Origin of the sequence: Devosia ureilytica, from assembly GCF_024273195.1 — a bacterium.
Classification (GTDB): domain Bacteria; phylum Pseudomonadota; class Alphaproteobacteria; order Rhizobiales; family Devosiaceae; genus Devosia; species Devosia ureilytica.
Map to the genome: position 1 here is coordinate 328,837 of NZ_JAMZCU010000003.1, position 25,796 is coordinate 354,632.

Sequence of the window (25,796 nt, forward strand, 5' to 3'; positions counted from 1 at the left end):
AGGCTCGGCGGGCTGTACCCTCATTGATGGTGGTCAATGCCGGAGCGCCGAACATGCAAATGCCCGGCTGGGGGAGCCGGGCATCTGCGCGATGACGTGGGGTGCGTCATCGTCGGGGGCTCACAAAATGAAGTCGCCAACCCCCAAAGTGATCAGCCCGGTGAGTTCAACCTGGAAGTCGCTTACCTGGTCGCCATTCATGTCGCCCAGCACGATTGTTCGGTCATTGGCCGTGTCGGCCAGATCTTCCAGCACCCAGCGCAATTGACCGCGCACGCCCGTGAAGGCGGAGCCCTCGACATCGAGGAACGTGAAGGCCTGGTCGCCGCCGATCAGCGTATTGGCGTCTATCGCCGAGAAGTCGAAATAATCCTCGCCGGGCGTAAAGTCGGTGATGACGTCACGCGTCGTGACGGTGTTGCGGCTGTCCGAAACGGCGGCAAAGATAAAGACATCACTGTCCGCCCCACCGGTCATCACATCGCGCCCGGCGCCGCCCCTCAGGATATCGGCGCCATCGCCACCGATCAGTGTATCGGCTCCCCCCATGCCCGAAAGGTTATCGTCGCCGGCTCCGCCCTCCAGCACATTGGCGCCACCCGACCCGATGATCGTATCATTGCCGCTGCTGCCGATGACATTTTCGATGGTGCCGAGGGTATCGCTGCCCGTCTGCGCACTCGTCGATGTGCCGGTCGTCAGGTTCACAAGTGCAGCCGCCGAGGTTTCGGACAGATCGTAAAGATCCAGTCCAGCATTGCCGGCATAGGCATCATTGCCGTCATTGAGCGTGGCGCGGAATGTATCTGCACCGCCACCGCCCGAGGCCGTGTCATTGCCCTCATCGCCATAGATGATGTCATTGCCACCACCGGCGGAGATGATGTCATTGCCCTCAAAGCCGCGATAGGTATCGGCGCTGGCCCGCGCGGCCAGACTGTCGTCCCCGCTCGTGCCATACACAGTGTTCGATGGCAGCAGGTCCATCCCGGCCGTTCCCTGGGCCAGCTTGGCGCCTGCTGTCGCGGTATAAGTGAATGATACCTGGGTCTGGTCGTTGACTGGCGGCGCGTAGGTCCATTCCCCCACGCCTGTTGCCACCAGCGTGCCAATCGATGCCGTGAGCGTGTCGATGGTGAAACTGCCCGACAGTTCGCCCCCGACCAGCTCTGCCGCTGTTATGGTGCGTGTGGTATTGGCCAGGAGGGGCTCCAGCGTCGTGGGTGCGAGAACATCGACAACCTGGCTGGTCGGCGCCGAAAACACCGTTTCAAGCGTTGCCCCGCCATCGAGATAGCTTACCGCCACGCGGATCAACTGGTCGGTGTCGGCCTGCACCAGGCCATAGGTCGCCGCGATAGCTCCAGCGATATTGGTGAAGGCCGTGCCGTCACCGCGTTGCCACTGGTAGGAGAACGTTCCCAGGCCATCAGGATCGGTCACCAGCGACACGTTGGCGCTGAGCGTGACATTCTCCACGGCCGCTCCACTGATGATGGGGGCGCCCGAGGGCAACTCGTTGACATTGGTAACGGTGAGGATGACGGCCTTGGCGAAGCTGAGCGCGCCGTCGGTCGCCGTCAGGGTCAGGGCAATGGTCGAGCCCGCCTCATAGTCGATCACCTGCCCGGCCTTGAGATAGAGCGAGCCCGTGGTTCCGTCGATCTCGAACCTGTCGTCAGACACACTCACCACATTGTTGCGGAACTCGGCCACGAGGTCTGGATCGACAATCGCCAGGTCCGCCACCAATGTGCGCAGGCTCGTTCCTTCCACAATGCTGGCCTGGTTGGACACCACAATATCGCTCGGCGCATCGTTCACATTGCTGACGCTGATGCTGATGGGCTTGGCAAAGACCGTCGCACCGTCCGTGGAGGTCAGTGTCATCTCTATGGTTGGCGTTGCCTCGAAATCCACGGACTGGCCCGCCTTGAGATAGAGCGCACCGGTCGTTCCATCGATCTCGAAGCGGTCGTCGGAGACGGTCACCACATTCAAACGCAGCAGCGGATCGACATCCGCATCGAGAATGGTGAGGTCGGCAATCTTGGTCCGTTCCGCCAAATTCTCGGGCAGGACAATCTGATTGGACAATACGATATCGGTCGGCGCCAGATTGGTGGAGACCTCTCTGATGGCAACCGTGTGGCTGCCAATGCCGCCCAGGTCGATGGTCAGAATATCGCCAACCTGGCTAACAACGCTCGCCCCCCAAACCAGATAGACCAGGCCGGGCCCCTGCTTGACGTCTATCACCACCCTGCCTTCGCCGATGATGGTGAAATCCAGGTCGTTGCCATTGCCGGTGATCGACATCAGCTGCGCCCGTGATCCAATCGAGGTGATGTGGGTGACATCGTCGGCGCTCGTGCCCAGCAGCACCTCAAAGCTGCCGCCATCGGCATCGAGGAACACGCTATCGGCGTCATAGGCATACCAATTGGTGACCGATTGAATGGTCTTGCCGCCCAGGTCATCGAGGTTGAGGGCAAAGGTGCCCAACTGTCCTGTCTGAGGTGTCGCGGTCATGGTGATCACATCGCCGCTGACGCTGAAGGCGAAATCGGCTTGCTCGAACGCCCTGATACGGGCAGCGAGATCCGCAAGGGTCACGAACTCGGTGCCTGCGGCATAGGCCGCGGCGATGAAGTTGGTGAACATCGCCTCGCTATAGGGCGAGGTCTCCCCTTCATCCAGTGGCCAGACCGTGACGCCATAGTCGTGCCAGGGCCAGACCACGATAGGCATGTCGGAATTGGCGTTCAACTCCGCCCATTCCTCCGCCCACTTCGCTTCGGCCTGCTCCACAGTCAGGCCAAGCCAGCCCATCAGAGTGAAGTCGAAGGACATATTGGGCGCGATATAGACCTGTTCCTGGCTATCGGGCGCAAGGTAGCCGATGGCGCCGGGATAACCCGCGCCGACCAGGGCCGCACCACCCGACAGATAGTCGTAGTGCTGCATGATCTGCTCGGCAGTATAAAGGCTGTCCGGCATTCCTGGCACTGCGGCCCCGCCGACTGGATAGCCCAGATTGGCTTCTAGGACCTCGCGCGCTGTCGCAAACTGGAACGTGTAGGTCGCCGCAAGGAAAGCCTTGGACAAGGTGTTCAACGTGTCCGGATCGGGCGCTGCCAAAACTTCTGCCAGCTTTGCGTTGACCTCTTCGAGTGTCATCGTCGCCAGCGCCTGTCCAACAGGACCCGGACCGCCCGGCTGCGCCGCATATTGAGCAATCCGCTCGGTCAGCAAGGCCTGGGTCATGACGTCAGGCAGCAGGAGATTGGTATCTTCCGGGTGCGAATAGGAATGCGACCCGATTTCGTTGCCCATGGCCCGCATGGCATCGTAATAGCCCGAGGAGATGAACCAGTTCGTCTCCTGATCCGGCGGATCAAAGCCGATATTGACATAGTAGGAGCCGACAAAATTGTAGTCGGTCTTCCACTGCTGCAGGATCGGCATCAGGGCGTCGTAAATGCCGCCATCAACGTCATAGGTTTCCTGCGACTGATCCATATCGTTGCGCGAAGCAAACAGAGACGCGTTGCGCGTCATGTGCAGCGAAACGCTTGGACCGCCGGCCTCTTCGCTCACCCAGTCGATGGCCTGGCCCAGCAAGTTGGCATCGGCCAGAACGGCATCGGTCGCGAAGTGCACATTACGGCTGCCGGTGACGCTTCCCAGCACGGCGGCATATGTGGCGCCGCCAACGGTCTGCTCGGCAATCACGCTCACCGAACCCGCAGCTGGATTGGTGGCAGCGAAATAGGATGTTGCCGCGCCCGCATAACTCTGGATGGCGCCCCCCGTACCATACCCCTCCGTAATCGGGTGCCCCGCAGCGGTGGCATGAACCTCGACCACCACGCCTGAATCGCCGCCCGTTCGGCTGATCCCGAAAAGGATTTCCATGCGCTCATAGGCGTTGTTCGGCAGGCTGTTATTATCCGCATCATTGGTCATGAAGTCGCCGCCTGCGATAAGCGAGACGTCATACTCGTAAACCAGCTTGGTCAGCACATCCTGGATCTGGACATAATTGGCCGGAACATTGCGGAACGAGGGAAAGATGATCGTGTCGTAATTGACCATCTTGGACAGATCGGCCAGGTCCGCCTCGGATATGAGGTCGAACGGAATCCCGGCAGCCATCGCCTGGCTTTGGGCCGCCATCACCAATTGCGAATAGGCCATCGTGCTGAAGTAGTTTTCGGCCGTGGTCTGGGAGAAGAGGATGGCGATCTTATTGCCCGTCTCAGTCGCCGCAGGCAGCGCACTTGGATCGTAAACCGTATAGGCCGGCGACAGGTAATTGGACGGCAGGTAGACGCTGTCATTGACGTCGGCCAGAATGCTGACGGCAGTCACCGCCGCCCCCAGCATCGACCTCGGAATGGCAAATTCCATGGTCATGCCATCGGGGCCAAGCTTGTGGTCGATCACCCCCACCAACGTCTGACCAGCCTGACCGCTATAGAGCCGGGCGATGCCATCGGCGCCGATATTGACGTTGAACTCGGCCCCGCCAGCGTAGCCGAACACCTGAGTTCCGGTTGAAGTATCGCCATCGGTATTGAGCCAGAAGGTGGTGTTTGGCCCTATGGCGACGGCACTCTTGAACCCGAAGTGGAAAGCCTCGCCGCTGAACTGGCCGTAGAATTCATAACCCTCGATTGTGGTCATCGGCGTTTCGAGCCGCTGGCTCGCTGTCCACTCATCGAGCACGCCGTCAAACTGGCTTGCAGGAACCCAAGCGGGATCGACCAGCGTCAGGCCGCCGGCCGCGTAGCTTGGTGGCAGGAACACGGAATTATTGACGTCAGCCAACAGGGTTACGGCGGTGACCGATGCACCGATGAGACTGCGCGGAACGGCAAATTCCATGCTCAACCCGTCGGGCGCGATCTTGTAGTCGATCTCGCCTACCAGGGTTTGCCCATCAGCCCCGCTATAGAGCCGTGCAACACCATCGGCGCTGATATTGACGTTGAATTCAGCGCCACCAGCCCAACCCCATATCTGGTATCCAGTCGCGATATCGCTGTCGGTGTTGAGCCAGAAGGTGGTGTTCTGTCCAATGGGCACGGCACTGGCGAGACCAAAGACGAAGCTGTCGTTCTCCACCTTGCCGTAAAGCTCGTAGCCGGCAACGCTGTTTGCCCCGGTATCGAGCCGCTGCTCAGCAGTCCACTCCGTCAGCAGCCCGTCATATGGTCCCGCCGGCACAGTTCCCGGATCCACCACCACATAGCCACCTGCGGCATAGGATGGCGGCAGGAACACACCGTCATTGATATCGGCCAGCACCACCACCGACGTGACCGAGGGACCAAGCAAAGCCTTGGGTACGGCAAATTCCATGCTGAGGCCGTCGGCGGCGATCTTGTATTCGATGGTGCCCACCAGCACTTCGCCCGCGCCACCGCTATAGAGCCGCGCGACACCATTGGCATCGATATTGACATTGAACTCCGCACCGCCGGCCCAGCCCCATATCTGGTAGCCGGTGGCGAGGTCGCCGTCCGTGTTGAGCCAGAATGTAGTATTGGCGCCGATTGGCACGGCACTGCTGATGCCAAACACAAAATCATCGCCTTCGACCTTGCCATAGATGGCATAACCGGCAAGGCCATTGGCCGGCGTATCGAGCCGCTGCTCGGGCGTCCATTCGGTCAACAGGCCATCATAGACCGACACGACAGGCGCGCTGATCGTGTAGGCCGCGAAGGTGTAGTCGACGGGCAAAAACACCGAATTGTTGATGTCCGCCATAATGCCAACGCTGGAGACGGTTTCGCCCAGCATGCTCTTGGGCAGCGCGATCTCCAGCACCGTGCCGTCCGCGCTCATGGCATAGGTCAGGTCCCCGACCAGGGTCTGTCCATCGGCGCCGGTATAGAGCCGCGGCACCCCATCAGTGCCAAAGTTGACATTGAATTCGGCCCCGGCAGCGAAGCCCCAAACCTGATAGCCTGTCGCAGTATCGGCATCGGTGTTGAGCCAGAGCGTCGACGTCTCCCCGATAGCCACTGCCGAACTTAGGGCGAAGTAGAAGACATCTGCTTCGAGCCGGCCATAGACGGCATAGCCGGCAACGGCATTGGTCGTCGTTTCCAGCCGGTCATCGGCGGTCCAGTCGAGCAAAGCTCCGTCGAGCACTATGGTCATTGTGGTTCCTACTCGGGTTGGGTGGTTGGTGCGATGGCGGGTCCGGCCAGAGCCATGATCCGCAACGGAAGTGTGTTGACGAGTTCAGAATATTGGCCGGCAGGCGCAACCCAGACCGCAGCTTCAACGCCCCAACCATCTGCCGATTGCAAATAGGCCAGGCGATCCAGCAAGCTCGGGTCTGAGCGGCCGGCCATGATGGCCTGCTGCAGCAAGGAGGCTTCACGGGCGCGGTCGCCCAGTAAACGGTAGAGAATACGGAGCCGCGTAAAGTCAGCGTCGTTGGGACTGACATCGTAGAGACGGCGCAAGGCGTCGGCCTCGCCCCCAAGGTCGCGAACCTGGCGAAACAGGTCGCTGATCTGGCGCAGGGCCCAGGCATTATCGGCCTGCAACGCCGGCTCATTGTCGATCAATGCCACCGCCTTCTGGGGCTGTCGGGTCAGCATGTAGAGCTTGAAAAGCGTGTAGCCCTCATAGGCATCCAAAGGCCGATCGCCCTCGATGGAGGCCAGAATCTGGATCGCGTCGGCATAGCGCCCCTCGGCCATCAGGCCGGCGGCCTTTTCCTCCGAACTGGGCAGCATAGCAATCGAGCCGGCCAGCACCGCAACCGCCAGCAAGCCAATGGCCAGAAGTGTCCGATCCGGCCTCATGGGGATCGCCGTGGCCGCCCGATACTCTGGCTTCTGCGCTTCGCCTTTATCGGGATCGGACATCGTCGAGCTCCCGGTTGCCGATAAAGAGCGGAAAGCCCAGCACAGCCGCGTTCTTCCGCACCCGTGCCATGGCGTCGGGCGTGGAGACATACTCAACCAGAAAAACCGGCTTGCCGCTGGCCTTGAAGCGCTGCAAGGGCCCCAGACTCGCCCGCAGTTCGCCAGTGGAATTCATGGCGTCGTCGCCATCGATCCCGAAGAACAGGTCTTCTTTTCCGACCCCTTCGATGGCGGCGGCATAGGCGGTGTTGTCCAGCAACTCCTCGCCGTTCTGGCCCATGACGAAAAAGCCTGGCTCGAACCCTCGTGCGTAGGCGGCGATAGCGGAGACAAACTCGGCCATACGCTGCATCCGTGTGGCGCGCGGCAGGGAGGGATGGTCAACATCAAATGCGTCGATGCGGTCGAGATAGACGCCATCGAAACCGGCCGCGACAATGCGGTCGAGATAGGCGTCCGGACTGCCCATGATTACGCTTTGCCAGTGCGTATCCCAGAATCGCACTGCGTAATTTCCCGGCCAGTCCGGATTCTCCTGTCCAAGCCAGTCCGGCGGTGACGCCGCCCAACTGTCTTGCCAATAGGATCGATAATCTTCGGCTTCGCCTATGCTCAGATAGGCAAGCACAATGCGCGAACTTCCGTCCGGCTTGCGGCGCATGGCCTGGACTTCAGCCCAGGTGAACGCCGTTCCGGCCGACCCATCCTGCGAAAAGTCGATGACCATCAAATCGTAGTGCGAGGCCGCGACCAGCTCCCGATCCACATGCTGGAGCTGATACCCCCAGCTTGCCACCTCGTTCAGGCTCGTCCGCGCCGGAGCCGCGGCTACTGGATTGGCGGCCACGGCGAGCGTCATTTGCAACGCCACGGACATCCCCAGGAACGGCGCCGCATGCTGCCTGTCGGTTCGGGAACTGGGGAGTTCGTTTGTGCCCATCGTCTCCACTCGGACCTGGCGCAGAACAGACCGCGCTCAAGCCACCGAACTACAGCAGCCCACCCAGTCGGGCATTGACGGCCATCAATGCGGCCCTTCGCCAACGCTCCATATGCTGTCGGCCACTGGCATGCTCCGGGCAAGCCAGCAGTCACAGGAGTGAGCGATGAACGTGCAGATCGATCCAAGGACGATGCTCCTTGATGCTGCGCCGCATTACCGTTCCCGCACCGCCATCACCGCCCTGCAGCTCGTGGCCCTGATCGGCGAAATTCTCTTGGTCGCTTGCGCCCTGGGCGGAGTGGGCTGGGGTGCGATTGCCCTTGGACATATCGGCATCATAGCAGCCCTCATCTTTGTGGTTGTCGGGCTCGAGCGGATGAATATAGAGACCGGATCGCTCCAGGCTTTCATCCTGCTCACCTTTGCCGGCGGTCCCATCGGAGCAGCAGCGGCGGCTCTCGCTGACCTCCAGAACTTGCGCCCGCAAAGCGATGCCCTGGACAAGTGGTACAGAACCATCGCCCCGCTTGAGGCGCCCGCGGTCACACTTGTGGATCTGATTATTGACGGGCGCCTGGTGCGCCAGCAATCGCGCTTGCCCCGTCCCTATGACGCCCTGCTCAGCTCCGGCACCATGCAGGAAAAGCAGGCCTTGCTCGCCTACCTCGCCATCGAGAACGACCAGAAATTCGTCGAAGTGGCACTGGCCCTTGCCCTGCGCAGCACCGATCAACGCGTTCGCGTACAGGCTGCCGCGGTCGCCGCCTATACCAGGGGCAAGAGCCGGCAGCGCCAGCTTTCCGGTCTTGGGACCGACCTGATCCAGGACGCCATAGCGCGCCCCAAGACGATCTGACACCGGCCGGGACAGTTCCGAAAATTGGGGAGTTTCAGAAATGTGGCGCGACGCGAACATGATGCCGGGCGAACGGCCCAACCGGACCGCCGATGTCTGCCTGATCGCAGAAGGATGCTACCCATACGTCGCTGGCGGTGTGTCAACCTGGATCGACTGGCTGATCCGCTCCCACCCCGAACTGACCTTTTCCGTGCTGGCCATTCTACCCGGGGAGCCAACCTCCGAGCCGCGGTATGCCCGCCCGAGCAACCTGCTTTCTGTGGAGCAACTGCGGCTGGACGACAATCACCTTGGCACCGCCCGGGCCTGGCCCGATATCACCCCCGAGGCCATGGCCGAGCTGATCGGACAATTGCTGAACGAAGGTGAGCCGCAGCAATTGGGCGAGCTGATGAAACTGCTCGGACCGCCGGGACGTCGCGTGTCCCTGGACACGCTGCTCAACTCGCCCCAAGCCTGGCGGACCCTGTGCCACCACTATAGCTCCATGTCGCACGCAGCTTTCCTGGGATATTTCTGGGCCTGGCGAACGCTGGTCGGCGGGCTCTTCCGGGCGCTGACATGCCCCTACCCCGAGGCACGCATCTATCATGCCGTTTCAACGGGTTATGCCGGGCTGATTGGCGCTCGCGCCGCCATTGACACCGGCCGCGCCTCACTGATCACCGAACATGGCATCTATTCGAACGAACGCCGCATTGAGATCCTGATGGCCGACTGGATCTCCAACAGCGTCGACACCGGCCTTGATCTGTCCGATGACCGCAAGGACATCCGCGAACTCTGGGCCAGAAGCTTTGAGAGCTTTGCCCGGGTTGCCTATGGCTCCGCCACCGAAATCACGGCGCTCTATGAGGCCAATCAGGCGTTTCAATATGCCCTGGGCGCGGCGCCGCACAAACTCAGCGTCATTCCCAACGGCGTCGATGTCGAGCGCTTCGGCCAGGTCAAACGCGTCGATCACGACCGGCCCACCATTGGCTTCATCGGCCGCGTCACACCGATCAAGGATGTGCAGTCCTTCATCGATGTCGCCGAGCGGCTGCGCGACCAGTTTCCCGACCTCCAGGCCCTTGTCATCGGGCCGATGGACGAAGACCCCGACTATGCCCAAAGCTGCCAGGCCGAAGTCACCCGGCGCGGCCTGTCGGACACCGTGACCTTCACGGGGCCGGTCAATGTTGTCGACTATATCGGCCGCATAGATGTGCTGGTTCTGACCAGCATCAGCGAGGCGCTTCCCCTGGTGATCCTTGAGGCCGGTGCAGCCGGAATCCCCTGCGTTGCCACCGATGTCGGGGCCTGCCGGGAAATCATCGAGGGCCGGTCCAACGAAAACAACGACATTGGCCCCGGCGGCATGGTGGCGCCGGTCGGCGCCAATGACGAGATGGCCGAGGCCATCGCCCAATTGCTCGAAGACCCCAAGCGTGCCCGCTCTTACGGCCAGCGCCTGCAACGGCGCATTAGCCAAAGCTATCGGTCCGAGGCCGTTTCGGCGGCCTATGGCGCCCTCTACGCGCGCAATTTCGCGCCCCAGTTCAAGGTGGTGGCATAATGGCCGGGATTGGTTTCTCGCTGAAAAAACTCAGCAGCCAGGACAATCTGGCTTCACGATCACTGGCCGGCGGCCATGCAATATTGATCTCGTCCGGCCCATGGATCGTCATCATGTGCGGGCTGGCGCTGCTGCATGTGCTTGGCCGGCCAATCCTCGACCCCACCGAGCTCAAGGTATTCAGCATCCTGGTCATCTACAGCTTCGCCCTGTCACTGGTGATCACCTCGCCGATCTCGCTCGAAGTCACGCTGCGCGTGTCGCGCATCCTGTTCCAGCGCCAGTTTCATGAGGTCAGGGGCGTCTATCTGGCGGCGCTGTTTATCACCACCGTGCTCTCCCTGGCCGGGGGCATGATCGTGTTCTTTGGCCTCATCCGGCTACCGCTTGGCCTTGGCCTCGCTGCCCTGATCTGCGTGATTCAGGTGTCCCACCTTTGGCTTGCCATGGCGTTCGTCGCGGCCATCAAGCAATATGCGGCGGTAACGACCGCCTTCGCCCTGGGGCTGAGTTGTTCGGTCGTCTTTGGCACGGCGGCCGCCTCGCTGGGCTATGGGTCGGACGGCATGCTGCTCGGGTTCAGCGTCGGCCTCACCATCTCCTTCTGCATTCTCAATTTCCTGATCCTCAGGACATTTCCGGGTCCCCTGATCCCCCTGTACGAATTGCCTTCCAAGCTCAGATCAATCCGCCCGACCTCGAAAGTCTTTTTGGCGGCAGGTGTTGTCAGCGCCCTGGCAGTCTGGATCGACAAGCTGATCGTCTGGAACTCGGGGGAGGCCACTGCCGTCGGCGAAGGACTGCTTTACGCCGTCCGCTACGATAGCCCCATGTTCATGGCCTATCTCTCGGTCGTGCCGGTGATGTCCATTCTGGTGGTCTGGCTGGAAACCAACTTCTTCGACAATTACCGCCATTACCGGGACATCGTGCACTCGGGCGGCACTCTGCGCCAGATCGAGGCGCAACGTGCCAGCCTGGCGCAGGACACTGTCGATACCGTATTCACGGCTTTCCTCGTCCAACTGACGATCAGCGCGGTATTGGCCGTCATCGCTCCCTTTCTCGCCAGCCTTCTCGGATTGCCCTACGACGCCATTTCGGTGCTGCGCCTGGCCTTGATCGGCGCTGCCTTTCACTTCCTGTTCCAGGCCAGCTGCGGCGTCACGCTCTTCGTCCAATACGGCAAGGCCTACCTTTGGTTGCAAGTGCTGTTCCTGGTGCTGAACGCCGCGGGCACCGCCCTCATGCTGCGCAATCCAGATTATCTGGGATTGGGCTATGTGCTCGCCGCCATGATCAGCGGCATTCTGGCCTACGCCGCGATGCGCCATACCCTGGGCACGCTCAATCGCCTCACCTTCGTCGTCAACAATCCGGCGGTCTCGGGTTGAGCCTTTACGGAACCCATCCACGAGGACTCCATGATCAACGACAATTCTGCAAATCCGGGCAGTTCCCCAGGGCCGGCCCCAGCCTCATTCCTGCCCTATCGCTCCAACGGACTGGCTATTGCGGAAGGTGTCTTGCTGCTCGGCGGGCTGGCCGCCCTGCACTATTTCGACCTTCTCCCATTCTCGACCTGGCCCGTGCACCCCTGCCTGTTCGTGGTCATGCTGCTGAGCGCCCAATACGGCGTTCAGGGCGGCGTGCTGGCGGCGCTGGGCGCCATTGCCATTTCCCATCTCGATGGCTGGCCGGTGCGACCGATGGACATGACCTATGCCGAGTATTTTCAGGCAGCCTGGGCGGAACCGCTTGCCTGGGTGATGGCCGCCCTGATGGTCGGGCTTGTGACGTCTCACCGAAATCGGCTGCTGCAGGAGCAGGCCGTCAGGCTCCACAAGGCAGCGCTGGCGGAGTCTCTCATCGCCGAGCAATACCAGGTATTGGCGCAGCGCACGCATGATCTGGAACGCAGCCTTGCTGGTCGTGCGGTTACCCCCGAGGCCGGACCTGAGAAAGAAGCCCCACAGGACAGCAAGAGCCCCCGCCGCCGACAATCCGCACGCACGCGCAAACCCGAAAGCGCTGGCCCCTGGACTGTCGACAGTCCCTGAAGCCCTTCCAGCAAAACTGGCGCCGGATTGTGGTGAAATGAGCCGGTGATCCCTGCGGCCCACCAGGACCGACCTAGGATTTCAGATCAGGCCAGATCCGTAGCGCCGTCATGCTCGCCTCGACGCGGTTGCGAACCTTGAGCTTGGCAAAGGCATTCGACAGGTGGAACTTGATCGTCCGCTCGGTTACGCCGAGCTGGTCGCCGATCTCCCGGTTGCTGAGACCACGCGCCAATAGATGCAACACCTGCGTTTCCTGCCGCGACAGGCTCGCGCTAATCGCATCGTCCTCTGGCCCTGAACTGTCCTTGAGCACGTTGAAGAGGCGGCTGACCAGGTCCTTGGGAAGATAGTTCTCGCCGCCCATGACGGAGCGGATGATGCCCCGCATCTCCGGGCCTGTCGCGCCCTTGAGCACGTAGCCTGATACTCCCGCCTCCAGGGCCTGGGTAATATCGGTCTCGTTCTCCGACGCGGTCACGATAATGATGCGGATTGGTGGGTGGGCGAGCAGGATGTCGCGGACGCGCGCAATGCCACTGTCACTCATATGCAGGTCGAGCAGCACGATGTCGGGCCGAAGCGATCGAACCAGCTCGACAGCCTCATTGGCACTATCGCCCTCCGCCACAACCGAAATATCGCCCTCTGCCGATACCGCCTGGATCAGCCCGGACCTAAACATGGGGTGATCGTCAACGACCACGACCCTGATCATATCAGCGGCAACCGGCGCCATTCAGACATTTCGTAGCCACATCTCCAATCGTGTCTTTCCATCGCCTTGCACAAAGGTGAACTTGCCACCAATACTTTGTACGCGGGCGCGAAGGCCATAAAGCCCTATGCCCAGATGGTCGGCAGGTGTGCCTTTTGGATCTTCGACATACCCATTGGTAATCGACAATTTCAGCAACCCTCCATGCAACATGGCAGTCAGGGTCGGTCCGTCGGGCAGACCATGGTGAAACGCGTTGTTGAGGCCTTCCTGGATGAAGCGATAGACGCACACCGCAACCTCGGGAGCAACATGAACCGGTTCCACCGCGCTGTCCACGGCAATGACGGCGCCGGTTCTCTGCACGTGCTGCTTGATTGCCCGTTCGACCACCTGTGATACATCGAGTTCCTCGATGTCGGGCAGCACCAAGGCCATTGCGATGGACCGAATTTCGGTCGCGGCATTGCCCAGGATTTCTTCGACATCCGCAACGATCACATTTCTCTCGGCTGCCTTGGGCAGCCGGCGGATCGCGTCGAGCCGAAGCACGGCATATCCGATGGCCTGTGCCGGACCATCGTGCAGATCGGTGCCGATTGCGCGTAAATGCTTGTCGGTCAATTGCGTGACGACACGCGACGCCTGCTGCGCCTCGGCCTTGAGTTCCCGATGGTGCGCTGCACGCGCGTGGGAGTGCGCCAGCCGCCGGGACAGCACCCGTCCCTGCCGTTCGATCTTACGGCTGCCTTCGAGCACAATGCTGAAAAGGCCAGCCATGACGACCGTTGCGACCAGCATAACAATCACCCAGCTCGACAGGGTGAGCGACCACAGATCCTGCTCAAGGTCGGTGGTCACTTCCCTCATCTGGGCCACCGCCACAATGTCTCCATCCACGCGCAGGGGAAAATGGATCTCGATATAGGCCCCCTCGAGATGATGGTGCTCATAATCGTCGGAGCTGACATCAGTGAAATCCACCGCGACCTGCCCCGAAAAGGCGCTCTGCACGGGCGGAGGAAGCGCGATCTGTTGTCCGGCAAGGCCGGCAACGTTGGAATAAAGAATGGTGCCGTCGGGCAACCAGATATCGAGATAGGGAAATTCCGAACTCAGGGGCTGCTGGCCCATAATTGCGTCGAGTTCAGCCGTTGCGCGCGCCCCCGTCTCGCCATCAGATTGCAGCGCCTGGACCCGGTCTGCCAGCATATGGTGGATGACCGCAGCCACGACCCCGCCACGGCGCGCCAGCACAATTTCGGTCAGCGCAGTGGTTGTCAGCACACCGCTCAGGATCATCGCAGCCACGGTTATGGTAGCGCCGGACAGGGCAAATTTGTTGGCAAGCGGGAGCTTGTTCCACCGCTGCAACAGACCCTTCAGACGATCGCCCCACCCGACCATCGCGAACACCCCTCTCCAGCGACTGTCTCGCCGCCTGGAGTAAATTTACGCAGGGACACAGCCCCAAACCCGGATTATTTGCCCACATGACCTGTTTGTGAAATGAAATCTGAGATTGGCCTGAAACAAGTGTTTGATCCACGCGATCCAAATGAGAAATCCCGTCAAATTTTGCTGACGGCAGGACTGTCCTAAAGTCCAGGTTTCATACCCCCATAGGTCCCACAGCCGTTCAGACCTTGATACCCTCAATTGACCCGACGTTCTGACCTGACGTTCGGCCTCCCCATTGGGCACTATCATTCCAATGTCGAGCGCTACGGCGTCCCCGCCGTGGCGTATTTGATGGCCAACCCCGAGCTGCTTTGGGAGCGCCGTTGGAGGGGGTGTCATGGTTATCCATATCAAGACCGACCTGGCGGATTGTCCGGCAATCGTTACCGGCGACGATGACGACGCTCCGGCAGCGCCCATATTCAGGCCTTTCACCGGCACACCGATGAATGACGTCCTCATGGGCACCTCGGGCGCTGACCTGGTGTTCGGTTTTGCCGGAACGGACTTCATCATCACCGGGACGGAGCAGACGCGGCACTCGCTGGACCCGGCGATGGAGACCTGCGCGGCGGCATGGGCAACGACATGATCCACAGCCGCGACAGCGACGCTCCCATCTCGGGGAATACGGCCAGGGACACCGCACCCAGGGTCCGCATCTGCCTCGCGGGCAACCATGCGCCAACGGCCCACGACTTCAATCCTTAGCCTCCAACTTCCCGGCCGGTGTCCCATCGGCCGGGGTTTTTATTCAAGTCATTTCATGGGGGGCTGAAATCATGGCATTCACATCAAAGGCATTGGCTGAGCACCACGGTGACCAGCAGCTGCGCCAGGCGTTCAAGGGGATCGCGGTCTTCCTGTTCTGGATTTCCGGCATCATCAACCTGCTGGCTCTGACCGGTTCGTTCTACATGCTGCAGATCTATGATCGCGCGCTGACCAGCGGCAGCATTCCCACACTGGCTGCCCTGTCCGTGCTGGTGATCGGGCTCTATCTCTTTCAGGGATTGTTCGACATCGTTCGCAGCCAGCTGCTGGTGCGCATCGGCGCCCGCTTTGATCGGTTGCTCGCGCCCATCGCCCACCGCGTCAGCGTGGACATGCCACGCTTCGGCTTTTCCACCGGGGAAGCCCTGGAGCGCGGACGCGATGTGGACACCATCCGCTCGTTCATGGGCAGCCAGGGGCCAGTCGCCCTTTTCGACCTGCCCTGGGTGCCGCTCTATATTCTCTTTGTCTATTTCCTGCACCCGGTTCTGGGCGCCGTCACGCTTGGTGGCGCTGTCGTCCTCACCCTTCTGACAGTGCTCACCGAACTCAAATCCCGAACGCTCGCCTTGGCAGCGCAGCAGGCCTATCTCGCGCGCAATGCCGTAGCCGACTCTAATGCCCGCAACGCCGACATCATAAAGGCAATGGGCTTTGCCGGACGCGCCGTGTCGCGCTTCAACGAGGTCAACCAGGATCACCTGACCCTGCAGACCAGGGCCAGCGACGTTGTGGGCACCTATGGCGCCATTTCCCGCGTGCTGCGCATGGTGCTGCAATCGGCCCTTCTAGGGGGCGGCGCTTATTTTACCATCCAGGGGCAAATGTCGGCCGGCGCGATTATCGCGGTCTCGGTCGCCTCATCGCGTGCGCTGGCACCGATCGACATGGCCATCGGCAATTGGAAGGGCGTCGTATCGGCCCGCCAGGCCTTCAAGCGCCTGCGCGATACCATGGTTGCCCTGGCCGGCATCACCAAGCCACTCGCCCTCCCGGCACCGACCAAATCGCTCAAGATCGACAAGATTTCGGTTGCTGCCCCCGGCACGGGACGCGTGCTGCTGACCGAAGTGGCATTCGAACTCAAGGCCGGTCAGGGCCTTGGCGTCATCGGGCCGAGCGGTGGTGGCAAGACCACCCTGGTTCGCGCCCTTACCGGCATCTGGCCTGCGCAGCGCGGCAACATCCGGTTGGACGATGCCGACCTCACCCAATGGGACGAAGACAAGATCGGCCAATATGTCGGCTACCTGCCGCAGGACGTGGCCCTGCTCGACGGTACTATTGTGGAGAACATCACGCGCCTGGCCCCGGAGCGCGACGCACGCGCCATCGTGGCCGCCACCAAGGCCGCCGGCGTGCATGAAATGATCGTGCACCTGCCCGATGGCTATGACACCCAGCTCGGGCCGATGGGCACGTCGCTTTCGGCCGGCCAACGCCAGCGCATCGGCCTGGCCCGCGCTCTCTATGGCGATCCGTTCGTGGTGATCATGGACGAACCCAATGCTTTCCTCGATGCCGAGGGCGAACAGGCGCTGAACGAGGCCATCCGGCAGATTCGCGCCCGCGGCGGCATTGCCGTGGTCGTTGCCCATCGACCGTCCATCCTGGCGGAAGTGGACATGGTCGCCGTCATTCAGAACGGCCGCCTGAGTGCCTTCGGTCCCAAGGACGAGATCGTGGCCGGCCAGCGCAAGGCCAGCGCAAAGGCGCTCAAGATCGTCGAACCCAGTCTCCAGTCTGGAGAACTGGCATGATCATTCAGGCCAACAGCACCCGGCCAGCATCCGAACAGCCCCGGGCCAGTGGCATTTGCGTCGCCAGACCGGCGAGGAACACGCAATGAGCACCATCGACCTGGCAGCCTTCTACCCGCGCGCCGCCCATTCACGCAGCAACACCAAAGTGCCGGATTTTTCGATGCGCGGGCGGGTCATCGTCGGCAGCGTCGCTGCAATTCTGTTGCTGGGCGGATTGGGGGGCTGGTCGGCGACGGCCAAGCTCTCGAGCGCCGTCATTTCCGGCGGCACGGTCCTCGTTGTCGAAAGTGTCAAAGTCATTCAGCACCTGGACGGCGGCGTGATCCGTGCCATCAACGTCAAGGAGGGCCAGTTCGTCACTGCCGGCGACGTGCTTCTGCGCCTCGACGACGTTCAAATTCGCACCGAGCAATCTATTTTGGGTTGGCAGCTTGCCGAGCTGCTGGCGCGCCAGGCCCGGCTGGTAGCCGAGCGCGACGGCGCCCAACAGATCACCTTCCCCGACGATTTCCTGATGCGCTTCCCCGAGGCAGGCCTGATCCTGCAAGGCGAGCAGCAATTGTTTGACAGCACCCGTCGCAACAGGAATTCCCAGCGTGAGCAGCTCCTGCTTCAGGTCGCGCAGCTCGAACAGGAAATTGGCGGCCTACATTCCCAGGCGGACGCCCTTGCCGATGAATTGGCCCTGGCGACTGAGGAACGCGGCCGCCTTGACTCCCTGTCGGCTCAGGCGCTGATCGAGCAGACGCGCATCAATGCTGCGGATCGGGAACTGGCCCGAATGCTCGGCTCGCAGGGGGCCCTGACCGCTAGCATCGCCCGCTCCAACGCGCGGATCAGCGAAGTGCGGCTGCAAATCCTGGCCATCGATGATCTGGCCTCCACCGAGTCGCAACGCGAGTTGCGTTCGGTCTCCGCCAATGTCGCCGAAGTGAGCGACAGACTGGCGGAGGTGACCGAACGCCTGGGCCGTACACTGATACGCGCGCCGGTCAGCGGCACCGTCAATGAGCTGGCCGTTTCAACGCTCGGCGGCGTCGTCAGCCCGGCCGAACGTCTCCTCACCATTGTGCCCGAAGATGCGGACCTCAGGATCGAGTTCAAGATCGCGGTCAATGACATCGACCAGATCCTGCTCGGCCAGGAAGCGCGGCTACGCTTCAGCGCTTTTGACCAGCGCACCACGCCCGAAATCCCCGCGCTGGTCTCAAGGATCTCGGCCGCCGCATTGACCGATCAGCAAAGCGGGAGCAGCTACTACATTGCCGAAGCCGAGGTGATCGGCGACATCGATCAGCTGGGCGAACGCGGTCTCATCCCGGGAATGCCGGTCGAGGTCTTCGTCACCACCCAGGAACAGCCGGCAATTGCCTATTTCGTCAAACCATTCACAGATCAGGTCGCCCGGGCCTTTCGTGAAGAGTAAGCAACGCTGCCCTTCAGGCTAATCAAAATTTCGACATAAGGGATAAGTGAATTTACCATTCGTTAGCAAAGTCGTAAACTGAGGGGTCTGAGGGAGTTGGGGCCGCAAGTTTCGCTGCGGAGCAAAATGTCAAAGCCGATCACAGTCGCAATTGCTGACGACCATCCAGTTTTACTTGCAGGCATGGTCTCGTTGTTCTCTAGCAGTGATAAACATCAAATCATTGGACAGGCAAGCAGTGCTGACACAAGCATGGCTTTGGTCTGCGACTATAATCCTGATGTTATCATCATGGACTTGAGCATGCCCGGCGATGTTTTTCGCACCATCGCCCAAATAGTGGCCACTGCGCCAAATACAAAGGTAATTGTTTTCACCGCTTTTTGTAGCATTGAGTCAGCCCTCAAGGCCCTCGATGCGGGCGCGACCGGTTTTGCACTTAAAGGCAGCCCCTCCTCCGAGCTGATCGAGGCCATCGATACCGTTATGGCCGGGCAATTGTTCGTCACGCGGCAATATGCCAGCCAGGTGATGAACGGCCTGCGTGAACGCGCCAGGCGGCAAGCCCTTGCCGAGGCCGTCAAGCTCAATGTCCGCGAAAAGCAGATCATTGGTCACCTGATGCAGGCCCGGACCAATCGCGAAATCGCGGCCCAGCTCAATATCAGCGAGAAAACCGTCAAGCACTACATGACCGGGCTGATGCTCAAGCTCAAGGCCCGCAACAGGGTCGAGGTCGTCATCGCATCCCGCCTCCGCCAGGATCAGCAACAAGACGCCAACGCCCTCAGCTAGCGATCACGGTCCCGCACCCCGCCGAGACGGTTCCTGGCCATATGCCAGCCATAGCGCCCGGACACCCTTTGGCCATAGCCCGCCATCGCGTGCAACTCGCGGGCGAAAGCCATTCCTCCGACTGAGGGGGCCGCCCATTCCATTATTCGACCGCGATGGCCACGTCATGAGGCCGCGATGCGACGGGCGGCAGGTCCTCAGCCCGGCCGGGATATTTGGGCCCGCGGCTCCGCATCATTTCGAGAAGACTATCCTCGTCCTGCCGCGAGATGGCGATCAGGTCATCGCGCTGCAGCACCTCAAAATTCGCGCTGTCGATCACCGCAATGGTGCCGCGACGTACAAGGGCCTGAATGCTGCGACTGACGCTTTCTACGGTCGTCCCCAGATAGGCCGCGAAGTCGCGCCGGTTGATGGGAACATGCACCACGCTGGACGGTGCGCCGTCGAGCAACTTGAGCAGCATGAACGTGCAGATGCGCTCGATAACGCTCTGGCAGGCCAGAACAAGAATGCGTTCATGCGCCTCATCGAGCTGGTGAAGATTTTCCATCAGGATGAGATGTTCCAGGATCGGGTCGGTCGACAATTGCGTCTCGAATGACGACCGGTCGAAACATGCCAGCACCACATCGCTGGCGGCCTCGATGGTGAATTCCATGGCCACCCCGAAGGCCCTGCCGAAGAAACCTGGCGCCTCAATCAGGCCGATAATATTGGATCGCCCATCAGGAAACAGAACCACCTGTTTGACAGCGCCAGAGACGACATAGCCGACAATATCCTCCATTCCCGGCTCATAGACCGTCTCCCCCTGCGAGAACCGGCGCAACCTTGCCTTTGTCTGGCGGCCCAATGCCACGTGCAGCCTGGTCAAAACTTCACGGCTTGAGACGCGTGGCTGCGACATGTTCCGACTCCCCGAGGATCTGTTGCTGATCCAAGTAAACCGGACAAAATCGCCCACAGCTATTTACGTTCGTCGGGTCAATATTCAGACAAAGGGCACCAAAAAATATACGACGTTGGTCGCCGCCGCATCAGACCTTGGTCCGTCCGCCGCCAACGCTGACTAGTCCGCCAGATCTGCTGAATCCCGCGAGAACAATCTGCGGAACATGGGTTTCAAGGCCGCGCCTCGCGCCGGCGCATCCGCACCCAACCGCCCGATAACCACCGTGGGCTTGTCGGACGTTAGAACCGGGAACACTGCGATGCGCTCGCGCACCTTTTCGACCAGTCGTTCGACGATATGACGCGGCATCACACCATCAACGATGGCAGTCCCGAATTCCATGACCGCAGACGTGTTGATGATCACATGGGCAAGGGCCACGCTGGCTTCATCGAGCCAGTCCGAAACGATGGGCTCCATGGCATCCCAGTCCCAGCTGGCGGGCCTGCCAGTTGGCAATGTCTGGCCGGCGGCGGCCATGCGCTTTTCGAGCGCCATGATCGACGCGGTCAGGTGAGCGAACTGCTGATTGCCGGCGCTGTCGCAAACCACCATTGAACCAAGATTGGCCGAATTCCCGGTGGGTCCTTCCCACAGGCGCCCGTCGGCAATCAGTCCCGCGCCGAGAAAGGTGCCAACCTGGAGGTAGGCAAGGTTGGCGGGACGCGGGGCGGGCCAGGCGGCCAACTCAGCCCAGCATCCGGCATTGCCGTCATTAAAGACGAACAGCGGCTGGCCGATTGCTGTTCCTAATTCCGCTGCCAGATCGAAATTGGTCCATGCGGAAACGACATGTTCGGGCGCCCCAACCAGGTTCGCATTCCGCGCAATGCCCGAAGGCATGGCCAATCCTATTCCCACGACGCGTCCCAGGTGTTCCTGCGGTACCAGACCCAGGAGCAGCTTGGTCAGTGATACAACCTCCGCGAGGATTTCTTCGGCGTCGGGATAGGCGTAATAACGCTTGTGCTCCCCAAGGATCTCTCCGCCAAGATTGCGGATGAGAATATGCATGTGCCGCCATCCGACTTCACAACCCACGCAATAGGCGCCGTCGGGCGACATATAGATGGGCACCGCAGGTTGGCCACGCTGACCTTTCCTGGCTTCGCCGCGACGGATGAGCCCTGCATTTTCCAACTCGCCCAGAATGCGCGAGACCGATTGCGGACCAAGTCCGGTTGCCCGTGCAATCTGCGCTGCTGAAGAGCCTGGCACCGACGCCACGACGGTGAGCACTGCGCGTTCGTTGTTCTGCCGCAGGCCCGACACCGCCATGCGGCGAGCCATCGGCTGAAATATATCTTGTTGTTCCACCCGCCCCCGCCCCGCTGGCCACGCACGATTCCGGAGCAGAACTTATGCAGCCAAGCCTGAACAAAGTGAAGCTAGTCAGTGGGCTTGGGCCGCTTTTCGCGAGAAGAAAGTCCGAGCTCGTCAATGCGCTCGATCAATTCAGCCTTCGATTTAGCGAGAAAGTCGATGATTTCATCATGATTCTCCAAGAGCTCACCCCGCTCCAGGTGCACTCGCAGAGCAAGGTCGAGCTGGCGCACGGCATTGGCCAGGCCTTCCAGTTCCATGGTCGCAGCGACCGCATTTCTCGCAGCAGCAATGGCGCGAAGGCGATTGAGACGGTCCGTAATGCCTGCAACCCTGGCGAGGATCGCACTTTCCCCCGGCATGGTCAGAATTCACTCCAGTCGCGTGCCAGATTGTCCGCGCGCGCCATAATGCGCTGCTTGGCCGGCGTCCGCTGCTCTCGCAATTGCGCCATTGGCGCACGCTCCGCGGGCCGTTGGAGCTGGAAGATGGAAACCAGCGCGTCCAGCGCGATGGCCTGACCCTCGGTCTGCTCGATGGCAGCATTGGTCTGCTCTACCAGGGCGGCATTGTGCTGGGTCATTTCGTCAAGTTGGCGAACTGCGGTTGTCACTTCGGCAATCGAGAAGGCCTGGTCCTTGCTGGCTCCGGCAATAACCCGCATGGACACGGCGTTTTGCTCGATCGTCGTCAGCACCTTGGCGAGCTGGGAGGCGGCGCCAGCAACCAGCTGCGAGCCGGCACTGACCTCGCGCGAACTCTGTTCGACCAGACCCTTCACCTCCGAGGACGATTCAGCGGCCGACTGGGCCAGACGCCTCACTTCCTGGGCCACAACGGCGAAACCTGCACCGGCTTCGCCCGCGCGCGCCGCTTCCACCGACGCATTGAGCGCCAGCAGATTGGTCTGGAAAGCGATATCGTCGATCATGCCGATAACGTTGAAAATACGCTGCGAAGAGGCACTGATACGGTCCATTGCCTGGCTGGCCTCGGTCATGGTCTGCCCGGTCTTGGTGGCTGCATCTGCAGCAACATTGGCCTGCTTCGCCGCCGCCTCAGCCGTCTCGGCATTGGCCGCCACAGTGGCCGCCAGCTGCTCCATCGCCGCAGATGTCTCTTCAATGGTTGCGGCCTGTCGGGTCGTGCGTTCCGCAAGATCATTGGCGCCCGACAGAATTTCGCCGGTGGCCGTGCGCAGGGCGGTCGAAGTCTCGCGCAAATCGCCCACAACCTCGCTGAGCTTGTCGGCCACAGCGTTGGTATCGCTCTGCAACTGGCCGAAGGCGCCGCCAAAATGGCCTTCGACCCGCTGATCGAGTTCAGCACGGGCAAGGGCCGAGAGAACCTTCGCGGAGGCGCTAAGTCCTTCCTCGACATTTTCGAGCAGGCGATTGACGTCATTTGCCAGAGTGCTGAGTTCCGCGTCGGCGAATGTCGTGGGAACCCGCTGGCTGAGGTCGCCGTCACTGGCCGCGCTCACCACGGAGCCAAACGCGGTCTGCAGTTGCGCCATCATCGCGGCGCGATCCGCCTCGCGGCGGGCGCGCTGGGTGGCCTCGGCCTCGGACAGTTCGACCACCTTCAGCCCGTTTGCCCTGAAGATATCTGCCGCCGCGGCCATGCGGCCGATCTCATCCTTGCGGTTTGAGAAGGGAATGACGCTGGTAAAGTCACCCGCGGCTACGGCTGTGAGGGCCGTTCCCATATCGCGCAGCCTGTTGGCAACGCTCTTGAGGATGACATAGGCGCCATAACCGATTGCGCCCAATGCGATGGCTGCAACGATCACCATCGACCACTTGATCGCCTGCATTGTGTCGGCTTGCACTGTAATTACCTCAACCGCTTCCCTTTCGAGCAGGGCCAAGTAGTCACTTACGGCCGTGCTGACCGGGTCGATGGCGGGATAGAGGCTGCTCTCGGCAAAATCGGCAAGGGCCTCGATGTCCCGCCTCTGCAGGATAGCGTCGACTTCGACCAGGGCCGCATCGGCAGCGGCCATGGTCGTCTGGATAACCTGCGCAAGCTCTTGTTCGGCATCGGTCAACTCCAGCGAAACATTGGCCTGCCACGTGGCGCTGATCTCGCCCCGCGCATCGGTCATGATCTTTTGTGAGTCCTGCCAGGACACTGTGCCGGCCCTGGTCTTGTGAACGTTGTCGACGATGGCGACCGCATAAGCATCGACCATGATCTTGAGCTCACGCATCGGCTGGATGTGTCGCACGAGAAGTCCGTTGGACTGAGCGCTCAAGACGCTGAGGGTAACGAAGCCGGCGCCTATCAACAGGACGATGATGGCAGACAGCATGGACAGCGAGATTATCAAACGTGTTTTCAGCGACATTGTGCCTGCGTCCCAAGCTGCCTTGTCACGCGCGAAAACCTGGGCAGCGGCAGGTGTGCGCGTGTGGAAATGAGGGGTAGTCCGGCGTGAGAAGCGAGACTGGGCAGTACGCAAGTCCATTAAATTCGTTCCACACCGCAATTTAATATACTGCGACGTTTAAGGAATGTTTACTCAGCGCCCACCAGCAGGGCATATGCCCACTATTTTTGAGACATCTTTAAAATCAAAGGATTGGATCAAATTTTACGGCTGGCGCGCGATCTCGTTAAGTGCGCAGAAAGCCTAAGTGGGACATCCCGTAGAATTCCGGTAAAGAATTTAATACAGGTTCGGCATCACTGGAGGCAGAAATGCGCGTCGTAATCGCCGAGGACAATTCCACCAATCTTGCGGTGCTGTGTGGCATTGTCGGCAAGATGGATGGGGTGACCTGCCAGGGCTATGCAGAGCCCGGCGAAGCCTTGGCATATCTGATGACCGGACCGTGCGATCTGGCCATTGTCGATTTTCTCATGCCGGGCATGAACGGGGTTGAACTGATCCAGGCCATGCGCGCCCTGCCGCAGCACCAGCATGTGCCCATCATCATGATCACCGCCGATGCGGACCGTTCGCTGAGGCTGGATGCGATCTGCAAGGGTGCGACGGACTTTCTTGCCAAGCCGGTCGACCCCATCGAACTGCGCTCCCGCGTTGCCAATCTATTGGCCCTGCGCGCCGCGCAAAATGAACTGGCCAGCCGCGCCAAATCCCTTGCTGAAGAAGTTGCCCTTGCCACCGCGCACCTGCAGCGCCGCGAAGAAGAAATTGTCTACCGGCTGGCCCGCGCCATCGAGTTCCGGGACAATGAGACCAGTGAGCATGTTGGCCGCGTTGCCGCTGTATCCCGCCTGATCGCCCAGGAGATGCAGCAGGACGAAGCTTTTGTCCGCGTTCTCTATCTGGCCGCGCCGCTACACGACGTGGGCAAGATCGGCGTCCCGGACGCCATCCTCAACAAGCCCGGCAAGCTGGACCCCGCCGAGCGCGAATTGATGCAGACCCACGCCGCCATCGGTGCAGATATCCTCGCCAATGGCGATTCCGATCTCGTGCGCATGGCGGCCGCTGTTGCCGCTGGCCACCATGAGCGGTGGGACGGAAAGGGCTATCCCCTTGGCCTTTCCGGCGCCAACATTCCGCTGGCCGCCCGCATCACCGCGGTTGCTGACGTCTTTGACGCCCTATGCAGTGAACGCAGCTACAAGCCCGCCTGGCCTATCGAATGCGCAAGGGAAGAAATTCAGCGCAGCGCCGGTTCGCATTTCGATCCCGGCTGTGTCGCCGCCTTCGACCGCGCCTGGCCGCGCATCGAAGCCCTCTACGCTTCTCCTCTCACGTCTGCGGCATAAGGAATGTCCATGCGCCTGCTCCTCATCACGCTTTCCACCGCCCTCGCCATGATCGCGCCCGGTCTGGTCCAGGCCGAACAGCTCGCTCTGCCGACCGACCCGGTCATACTCACGATCCGCGGCAATATCGCCAACACCAATATCGGTGACACCGCTGAATTCGATCTGGCGATGATCGATGCGCTCGAGCAGCACACGACAACCACCGAAACCCCCTGGTACGACGACGCCCGAAGCTTCAGTGGCCCGCTTGTTTCCGCCTTGTTCGACGCGGTGGGTGCGCAAGGTACAGTGGTTACCGTGACCGCGTTGAACGACTATTCAGCTGAAATCCCCATGAGCGATTTCCTGGACTATCCGGTGATATTTGCAACGCGGCTGGATGGAGAAACGCTATCGGTTCGCGATATGGGCCCCCTCTTCCTGATTTACCCTTTTGACGTCGCGCCCGGTCTCTACAACGAAGTGTATTTCAGTCGTTCGGTCTGGCAGATCACCTCGATCACCGTGCACTGACCCATGCC

Annotated in this window: 19 protein-coding genes; 10 read left to right on the forward strand and 9 right to left on the reverse strand. The window is 61.0% G+C overall.

Annotation, left to right across the window (positions count from 1 at the left end):
- Window positions 1–120: 120 nt before the first annotated feature.
- Genes NIM87_RS09435 through NIM87_RS09445 form a run of 3 tightly spaced genes read right to left on the reverse strand, consistent with a single transcriptional unit; the run spans window position 121 to window position 7,752 of the window.
- Window positions 121–6,174, reverse strand: a complete 6,054-nt coding sequence (locus NIM87_RS09435; RefSeq protein ID WP_254674410.1) for a M10 family metallopeptidase C-terminal domain-containing protein — start codon at window positions 6,172–6,174, stop codon at window positions 121–123.
- Between the two features lie 8 nt (window positions 6,175–6,182).
- Window positions 6,183–6,893 carry a tetratricopeptide repeat protein gene (locus tag NIM87_RS09440; RefSeq protein ID WP_254674411.1) on the reverse strand — a complete coding sequence of 237 codons (711 nt, stop codon included), beginning with the start codon at window positions 6,891–6,893 and terminating at the stop codon, window positions 6,183–6,185.
- Window positions 6,877–7,752 carry an MJ1477/TM1410 family putative glycoside hydrolase gene (locus NIM87_RS09445; protein ID WP_254674412.1) on the reverse strand — a complete coding sequence of 292 codons (876 nt, stop codon included), beginning with the start codon at window positions 7,750–7,752 and terminating at the stop codon, window positions 6,877–6,879. Before NIM87_RS09445 ends, NIM87_RS09440 begins: the two co-directional genes overlap by 17 nt.
- Window positions 7,753–7,999: 247 nt before the next feature.
- On the opposite strand from NIM87_RS09445, the gene NIM87_RS09450 reads away from it, so the two are divergent.
- From NIM87_RS09450 to NIM87_RS09465, 4 genes are read left to right on the forward strand one after another with little or no spacing between them, the layout of a single operon-like run.
- On the forward strand, window positions 8,000–8,692 hold the full coding sequence (locus tag NIM87_RS09450) for a hypothetical protein (protein WP_254674413.1): 693 nt from the start codon (window positions 8,000–8,002) through the stop codon (window positions 8,690–8,692).
- A 40-nt stretch (window positions 8,693–8,732) separates the two neighbouring features.
- Window positions 8,733–10,253, forward strand: coding sequence for a GT4 family glycosyltransferase PelF (gene pelF / locus NIM87_RS09455; RefSeq protein ID WP_254674414.1), 1,521 nt, complete (start codon window positions 8,733–8,735; stop codon window positions 10,251–10,253).
- On the forward strand, window positions 10,253–11,647 hold the full coding sequence (pelG, locus tag NIM87_RS09460) for an exopolysaccharide Pel transporter PelG (protein ID WP_254674415.1): 1,395 nt from the start codon (window positions 10,253–10,255) through the stop codon (window positions 11,645–11,647). Before pelF ends, pelG begins: the two co-directional genes overlap by 1 nt.
- A gap of 30 nt (window positions 11,648–11,677) precedes the next feature.
- Window positions 11,678–12,313 (forward strand): hypothetical protein, encoded by a 636-nt coding sequence (locus NIM87_RS09465; protein ID WP_254674416.1) that lies wholly within the window; start codon window positions 11,678–11,680, stop codon window positions 12,311–12,313.
- 73 nt (window positions 12,314–12,386) lie between these two features.
- On the opposite strand, the gene NIM87_RS09470 is transcribed toward NIM87_RS09465, so the two are convergent.
- Window positions 12,387–13,052, reverse strand: coding sequence for a response regulator (locus tag NIM87_RS09470; RefSeq protein ID WP_254674417.1), 666 nt, complete (start codon window positions 13,050–13,052; stop codon window positions 12,387–12,389).
- Window positions 13,053–14,438, reverse strand: coding sequence for a sensor histidine kinase (locus NIM87_RS09475; RefSeq protein ID WP_254674418.1), 1,386 nt, complete (start codon window positions 14,436–14,438; stop codon window positions 13,053–13,055).
- 391 nt (window positions 14,439–14,829) lie between these two features.
- On the opposite strand from NIM87_RS09475, the gene NIM87_RS09480 reads away from it, so the two are divergent.
- The 4 genes from NIM87_RS09480 to NIM87_RS09495 all read left to right on the forward strand — a co-directional run bounded on the left by NIM87_RS09480 (window position 14,830) and on the right by NIM87_RS09495 (window position 19,250).
- Window positions 14,830–15,084, forward strand: coding sequence for a hypothetical protein (locus tag NIM87_RS09480; protein WP_254674419.1), 255 nt, complete (start codon window positions 14,830–14,832; stop codon window positions 15,082–15,084).
- Window positions 15,085–15,274: 190 nt separating this feature from the next.
- Complete coding sequence (locus tag NIM87_RS09485; RefSeq protein WP_254674420.1) at window positions 15,275–17,026, forward strand: type I secretion system permease/ATPase; 1,752 nt, start codon at window positions 15,275–15,277, stop codon at window positions 17,024–17,026.
- A gap of 85 nt (window positions 17,027–17,111) precedes the next feature.
- Window positions 17,112–18,455: an HlyD family type I secretion periplasmic adaptor subunit gene (locus tag NIM87_RS09490; RefSeq protein WP_254674421.1), complete on the forward strand. Its 1,344-nt coding sequence runs from the start codon at window positions 17,112–17,114 to the stop codon at window positions 18,453–18,455.
- Window positions 18,456–18,581: 126 nt separating this feature from the next.
- Window positions 18,582–19,250 carry a response regulator transcription factor gene (locus tag NIM87_RS09495; RefSeq protein ID WP_254674422.1) on the forward strand — a complete coding sequence of 223 codons (669 nt, stop codon included), beginning with the start codon at window positions 18,582–18,584 and terminating at the stop codon, window positions 19,248–19,250.
- 142 nt (window positions 19,251–19,392) lie between these two features.
- Here NIM87_RS09495 and NIM87_RS09500 read toward each other — a convergent pair whose 3' ends face one another.
- The 4 genes from NIM87_RS09500 to NIM87_RS09515 form a co-directional block, all read right to left on the reverse strand.
- Window positions 19,393–20,160: a Crp/Fnr family transcriptional regulator gene (locus tag NIM87_RS09500; protein ID WP_254674423.1), complete on the reverse strand. Its 768-nt coding sequence runs from the start codon at window positions 20,158–20,160 to the stop codon at window positions 19,393–19,395.
- Window positions 20,161–20,322: 162 nt separating this feature from the next.
- The gene (locus NIM87_RS09505; protein WP_254674424.1) at window positions 20,323–21,495 is read right to left on the reverse strand and encodes an ROK family transcriptional regulator; all 1,173 of its coding nucleotides are present in this window, start codon (window positions 21,493–21,495) and stop codon (window positions 20,323–20,325) included.
- A 98-nt stretch (window positions 21,496–21,593) separates the two neighbouring features.
- Entirely contained in the window at window positions 21,594–21,890 is a 297-nt protein-coding gene (locus tag NIM87_RS09510) for a hypothetical protein (RefSeq protein WP_254674425.1), read from the reverse strand.
- 2 nt (window positions 21,891–21,892) lie between these two features.
- Window positions 21,893–23,878 (reverse strand): methyl-accepting chemotaxis protein, encoded by a 1,986-nt coding sequence (locus tag NIM87_RS09515; protein WP_254674426.1) that lies wholly within the window; start codon window positions 23,876–23,878, stop codon window positions 21,893–21,895.
- 353 nt (window positions 23,879–24,231) lie between these two features.
- Here NIM87_RS09515 and NIM87_RS09520 point away from each other — a divergent pair, with 353 nt between their 5' ends.
- Both NIM87_RS09520 and NIM87_RS09525 read left to right on the forward strand, forming a co-directional pair.
- Window positions 24,232–25,272 carry an HD domain-containing phosphohydrolase gene (locus NIM87_RS09520; RefSeq protein WP_254674427.1) on the forward strand — a complete coding sequence of 347 codons (1,041 nt, stop codon included), beginning with the start codon at window positions 24,232–24,234 and terminating at the stop codon, window positions 25,270–25,272.
- A gap of 9 nt (window positions 25,273–25,281) precedes the next feature.
- The gene (locus NIM87_RS09525) at window positions 25,282–25,788 is read left to right on the forward strand and encodes a putative pterin-binding protein (protein ID WP_254674428.1); all 507 of its coding nucleotides are present in this window, start codon (window positions 25,282–25,284) and stop codon (window positions 25,786–25,788) included.
- The last annotated feature ends 8 nt before the right edge of the window (window positions 25,789–25,796 follow it).